Here is a 968-nt window from a genome sequence, read left to right as displayed (position 1 = left end):
TCACAAGCGCTCTTCTCGATGGAGCGCAACACTGCGTCGAAGTCCGACGTCCCAAGCTCCACGAACTGCACGCCGACGATCTGGATGTCGTCGCGCTCCTGCAGGAACCGCTCGACGAGCGCAGTGGAGCGACGCGGCCAAACGTAGTCGTTACCGACCACGAACCAGCGCCGCACACCGAGCTCCTCGGCCATCCACCAGAGTGCGGGGCGGAGCTGGATCTGCGGCGTCTCGCCGATAGCGAACACCCCAGGTGTAGATTCTCCGCCCTCGTACAGCGCGGTGTAGACGTAGGGGATCCGGCCCCGCGTACGCGGGGCGAGCTGCTGCCGCACTGTCGAGAGGTGCCAGCCCACAACAGCGTCAACCTGCCCGCCGGTGATCAGCCGTTCGACCTCAGAAGCAACCCGATCCGGCCCCGCCCCGCCGTCGACAAGTCGGAGCTTCACCGGCTGGGCGAGGACGCCGCCCGCGTCGTTGATCTCCTCGCACGCCAAACGTGAGCACAGCACTCCAGACTGCCCGTATATCGCCTCCGACCCCTGCAATGGGACGACCACCGCCACCCGAAAGCATGCCTTATCCTGGGGTCTCACTGTTGAGCTCCCTGAGTCGGGAGTGTCTGATCTTCGGTGTAACTGGTCTGTAGCTCCGGGCGTGTCCCGGGGGAAGGACCAGCGATGACCGACACGATCGAGCCCAGGCCACCGGGCCGGCTCGACCAGCAACAACTCGCTCAACAACTCGTGGAAGCGGCTCGGGCCGAGGGCGTAGAGCTCGTCGGCCCGGGCGGGCTGCTCACCGGGTCGACCAAGACGGTGCTCGAGACCGCGCTGGAAGCGGAGATGAGCGAGCACCTGGGCTACGACCGCCACGACCTCGCAGGCCGCGACGGAGGGAACTCCCGCAACGGCACCCGCACCAAGACCGTGCTCACCGAGATCGGGCCGGTGCAGATCGAAGTCCCG

The 968-nt window shown here is 66.7% G+C and carries 2 protein-coding genes; one reads left to right on the top strand and one right to left on the bottom strand.

The window, feature by feature from the left end:
• A partial coding sequence (locus PKE99_RS37810) for an ABC transporter substrate-binding protein (protein WP_271215066.1) occupies nucleotides 1–566 on the bottom strand: 566 nt, incomplete at its 3' end.
• Between the two features lie 114 nt (nucleotides 567–680).
• On the opposite strand from PKE99_RS37810, the gene PKE99_RS37805 reads away from it, so the two are divergent.
• Nucleotides 681–968 (top strand): transposase (locus PKE99_RS37805; RefSeq protein WP_271215065.1); only part of this gene is annotated, 288 nt, incomplete at its 3' end.

Origin of the sequence: Pseudonocardia halophobica, from assembly GCF_027922425.1 — a bacterium.
GTDB lineage: Bacteria > Actinomycetota > Actinomycetes > Mycobacteriales > Pseudonocardiaceae > Pseudonocardia > Pseudonocardia halophobica.
Note: the sequence above shows the minus strand (reverse complement) of the source record. Positions and strands in the feature narration are given on the sequence as shown.